Below are 2,937 nucleotides of genomic sequence, written 5' to 3' on the forward strand. Positions count from 1 at the left end.
TCTACTATCTTCTTCTGTTGCCGTCAAAAAAAGAGTATTGAAAAAGGTTAAATTGTTTTTTTTATGTTTTACATTTACTCATTATTTTAAAACTATTCTCACTAATAAACTGCATTATACATGTTTATGATATAACATTATTATAATTTTGCCAAAATAAAAAAATAAAATTCAACTTTAATATCATCATTTTTTAAATTGATTTTTTTTTGATCCTCGTAAAAAAATATTTATAGTATCCCAGCCACTTCTGCGTGTGTCTTTTACTTCGCAATTACATACGGCAAAGAAAATCTAACCACAGAGAACCACAGAGCCGATTCTTATCATTCCCTCCTCTCATCTCCGTGTCCTCTGTGGTTAATTTCTTTCCTAAATTTACATGTATCGGGAGCATCCCTGCTCCCCTAAAAGAAGTTTTTCATCATACAACACAGTCTGATTATTCTATAAACCCTCCTTATTGGTGTAAGTCCTCTTCTGTTATTCTTTTAGCCATAAATCCCTTAAATGTTTCTTTACACACAAGATATTTGCCTTACTCTTTATAATGTGAATATTTTTTCAGAAGTGCGATGTCTATGTTTCAACTTTATCTATCTCTAAAAAATGAACAGGGGCATAAAAAATATGTATATAATCACTCTTATCTATTCTTACCAGAACGATTAAAGTAGTCTTTATATGAGTTTGCTTTGGAAGCAAAGTCATATTCGTCTACTTTTCGGAGACTCCAGAATAGTGCACCCATATACCCATTCTGTTCTATAATACCGAGTTGTGAGTAAACATCAAGAGGTTCGACTTCACCAATAATAACAGGTCGGTCAAGAAGCAATGATTCTACTGGAAAATCTAATGGCATCCCCACTTCCATTTTAGCATAATAATGGAATTGGTACATATCAAGTCCAAGGTCTCGCCAATATTCTATCATATAATCACGTTGTGCACTACCTAATGTAATCTTTACTGAATCTCCGCTTTTAATTCGAATTGCAGAAATAAGTTCTTGAAGGAATGTGGTAACCTCTGATTGCGTCAGGACACCACCTTTATTCAGAAATGTAAATTCTGGCTCATTCATAAGGTCCCATGCGGTAATGGTTTGCGAATGTGCATAGGTGCTGACAAAATCACTCAGGAGGGTGATTAATCCCTGACGATAGGTGGTTAACCAGTCTGGATGTTCACCAAGAGCACCGTTCTTTGCATCATTGACACCATTGGCAATTAAATAATCAAGTAAAACTGGTATTAACTGTACTCTAAATGTCTGGGCTACAGAGACAAGAGCATCCATATCGGAAATAACACGTTCATCAAATCGAAAATTCATACCTTCCTGAATAATGCCAGCACGACCATCGCAAAAAAGGAATACGCGAACTTGATTTATACCATGGTCTTTAAGAAACTGAAAATCTTGATTCAAAATTTCAATATTTGAACTAAAACCTCCATGCTGTTCAGGGTTGTATGGATTCTCTCCTAAATCCCAACCGTAGTTAATCCATGGGAGATTCACACCAGAAAACTTTTTAAAAATATATTCTCCCTCTGTTGCACCTTCACCTTCACGTATTCCTTCATTTTCCCCTTCATTTGCAGAACAAAGAACTGGTTTATACCCATCTTCTGTAGGTGTCGAACTCTCTTCATAACCACACAAATTATAAAACTGAATTAGTCTAAGCAATTCTATCAATGATATTCTCCATGGACTTGTAGGTTCATAATCGCTATCATGAGGCTCACATGTCTGGTCACCCGAACCAGGATTATATCCATCCTCACCTTGTGGGTCACAATGATAGAATTTAAAATTATAAAACTGAATTACTCGGGATAACTCAGAAAAATCTATTTTCTTGTCTTGGTTCCTATCCGCTGTATGAAACTGGCTAACCTTACTCAATCCATAAATTGAGACACATAAGATAGTCATTAAAAAAATGAATGACACACAAGAAAATAAAATGAATAAACGTGATTTTTGGGAGTTGTGAAACATAAAACACCTTACCTTCTCAAGCAAATCCCTGCTTGTAAAATATTAATAATTTTAATATCAGCCCCTAAGATTTTCTTAGTTATTACATGAAATAATGTTTATTCCGCAGATATTTTTATCCGTCTCCTTTATATAATGTTCAAGTTCTTCTTTTGATATTTTCTTGTTTTTATCTTTATCAAGTTCTTCAAAAAGGCTCATTGTAAATTCAGGATAACGTCCAACTATTTCCTCATACGTTAGATAATCATCTCCATCTATATCGCAATAACTAAAAGTAGACCAAATCTGTAATACGAGGTTTCTTTCTTGTTTTTTGTCTAATTCAGTCTCTTTTCTATAATTAATGTTTAGATTTAAATAAGCCCCATGTGGAATATAAAGCCTCCTCTGAGATGGCGTAACATAACCTTCTATATCACTGAAAACAACATCATACCAGCCCAAAGAAAGTATTATAAGTTCGCCAGGGTTTAGCCAATCCGTTTGATTTATTACTTTCCATTTAGCCCCTAAATTAACTACCTCGTAAGGGTAAATATGTATCAATATTCCGCCAGATTCCCAATATTTAACTTCAATCACTTTGTCTTCATGCTCGCCAATTTCTACAATAATATACTCTGACGTAGACCACCCAATGGGCTGACTGAATGTAACCTTATAATTGCCTGCATATAAGTTTTCCACCTTGTCACCACTATTGTTCCAAATTTCATTCCCTTCAACCTGCCACTGTGCCCCATTAAGTATCGCTTCTTCTGGAGTAATTATAACCGTTAATGAACTAAGTTTTTCCCCTTCACCCTCGCCTTCTGTTGTGCCTTCGGGGAAACCTTCCCAAATGCCTTCTCCTTCTGGGGATGCACCTTCACCACACCATACACAACCACCTCCGTTGTCTATCGCACTTGCATCTAATA

The 2,937-nt window shown here is 35.3% G+C and carries 3 protein-coding genes; all 3 read right to left on the reverse strand.

Annotated elements, in window-relative coordinates; genetic code table 11:
* Positions 1-274 precede the first annotated feature (274 nt).
* Positions 275-397 (reverse strand): hypothetical protein, encoded by a 123-nt coding sequence (locus PLJ10_13290; protein ID HOK10620.1) that lies wholly within the window; start codon positions 395-397, stop codon positions 275-277.
* 249 nt (positions 398-646) lie between these two features.
* A complete protein-coding gene (locus PLJ10_13295; GenBank protein HOK10621.1) occupies positions 647-2,014 on the reverse strand; it encodes a cellulase family glycosylhydrolase in 1,368 nt (455 codons plus the stop codon).
* A gap of 75 nt (positions 2,015-2,089) precedes the next feature.
* Positions 2,090-2,937, reverse strand: an 848-nt coding sequence (locus tag PLJ10_13300; GenBank protein HOK10622.1) for an EF-hand domain-containing protein, incomplete at its 5' end; no start/stop codon positions are given.

The sequence above is a fragment of the Candidatus Hydrogenedens sp. genome (assembly GCA_035361075.1).
Taxonomy (GTDB): Bacteria; Hydrogenedentota; Hydrogenedentia; order Hydrogenedentales; family Hydrogenedentaceae; genus Hydrogenedens.